Annotated in this window: 3 protein-coding genes; all 3 read right to left on the minus strand. The window is 69.8% G+C overall.

Annotation, left to right across the window (positions count from 1 at the left end; all coding sequences use genetic code 11):
- Nucleotides 1–25 precede the first annotated feature (25 nt).
- Entirely contained in the window at nt 26–526 is a 501-nt protein-coding gene (locus BACI9J_RS22875) for a hypothetical protein (protein WP_159558309.1), read from the minus strand.
- Nucleotides 526–1,014 carry a hypothetical protein gene (locus BACI9J_RS22880; protein ID WP_159736669.1) on the minus strand — a complete coding sequence of 163 codons (489 nt, stop codon included), beginning with the start codon at nt 1,012–1,014 and terminating at the stop codon, nt 526–528. Before BACI9J_RS22880 ends, BACI9J_RS22875 begins: the two co-directional genes overlap by 1 nt.
- 187 nt (nt 1,015–1,201) lie before the next feature.
- Nucleotides 1,202–1,727, minus strand: a 526-nt coding sequence (locus BACI9J_RS22885; protein WP_236558886.1) for a hypothetical protein, incomplete at its 5' end; no start/stop codon positions are given.

Here is a 1,727-nt window from a genome sequence, read left to right on the forward strand (position 1 = left end):
GGCTTCTGACCGTTAGGGGTCGGGGCTACCAGAGCGTGGGAGTGTCCGACGCGATGCCGGTCCGGCACGCGCGGATCGCGGCCTCGTCCCAGCCGTGATCGCGGAATGCGGCGCGGAGCTCGCGGGACAGCGCGACCCGTTCGCTGCGTTTCAGTCCGGCCATCCGGATCGCGGTCGCACCGTTCCGGTGCCGGCCGCGCTGCACCCGCTCGAGCATGTTCCCCCGGTGCGTCCCCGGCGCCAGATGCGACACCGCAGAGTCGACGTCGACGTGCACGCACAGCGGCACGTCGCACGTATGCAGGAGCAGCGTCGACGGGTGCAAGGCGATGCCGGTGAGGTGCTCGTAGAGCCACCGCTGCGGCCGCATTGCCCGCTGGCCACCGCCCGGCTGCGGCACCCAGAACCGGCCGTAGCCGTCGTCACCGACAGCGCCAGTCCAGATCCAACAGTCCGACGACGACGGGCCCTGCTCCACGTGGGAGAAGAAGCGGTCGACGGCGGGCGTGGGGTGCGGTCCGGCCATCACTCGCCCCACTCGTGCCGCTCGGCGATCACGGCGCGTACGTCTCCAGTTACTGCGACCGCGATGCCGCGGGAGAACATGTCCCCGTCGGTCCTCGGGTCAGTGAGGCGGTAGACGTAGCGTGCGCGGCTACGGGCAACGTTGCCGAGCACGTGCGCGTGCGCCGGGTCGGTGGTGAAGAAGTAGACCGCGCGACGAGGTAGCGCGAACGGGCGGTCGGCGCGCTGTACGCAGGACCGCAGACGACACCGGCGATGGTCGAGGGTGACGGAGTCGCCGACCTCCCACCGCCTGGCTGTGACGTGCCAGATGCCTTCAGCTGATCCCAACACTGCATCCGCATCGGGAGTTCGCCGGTACCCCTGCGCGTACGCAGTGACGGCAGGAGTGAGAAGCGCCAGCACCAGAGTGCAAGCGCCCGCGATCACGGCGAGGGTGACAGCGCCGACGACCATGGCGATGCAGAACAGTGCCGCACCCGCGAGCATGAACGCGAGCTCTACCAGAAACGCCGCAAGCCCCGCCCTGCCGTTGGTCGTTGCTTTCGTCTGCTGCCACAGCGAGGTCACGACGCGAGCCCTCGAAGTGGTTCTGGAACGCCGGAACACACGGCCCACGTGTCGGTGTCATACGCGGGGAGCTCTGCCGCGGTGTTCATGGTTCTAGTCTCCGTGCTCAGGCGCGTGCGCCGGCGTACTGGGGGAACATGCGGTCCATCGTCGCTTCGTGGCGGGCGGCACGGTCGTCCTCACCGCGGGCGCGGGAGATCTCCGCGAACGTCGGACCCGACGCGGTCGGCTCTGCGGGGGCAGGGCGACGGCACATCTCGGCGTAGTACCGGTCTGCGTCGTGCTCGGCCTGCTCGAGGCGGGCCCGCAGTTCGAGGACCTCGGCCATGAGCTTTGGGGTGGCCATCTGGAACCCGACCATGTAGCCGGCCTCCCACACCTGCCGCTGCTCGTCGGTGAGTTCCCACTCGCGGACGTGCTCGGTCGGGTCAGCGGTGGCGGCGTCGATCGCGCGGAACGCGGCCACGGTGTCACCTGCGTAGAGCTCGTCGACGGCGTCGCGGGCGGACTGCTGCACGATGTCAGGGCGGCCGGTGGTCTGACGCTCGAGGGTCATCGTCATCACGCGGCCGCGCTCGAGGCGAGTTCGCCGATATTGTCGGGGCGGAACCCGCTCCAGGAGCCGGTCTCCG

Source organism: Arthrobacter sp. 9V, assembly GCF_902506065.1.
Taxonomy (GTDB): domain Bacteria; phylum Actinomycetota; class Actinomycetes; order Actinomycetales; family Micrococcaceae; genus Arthrobacter.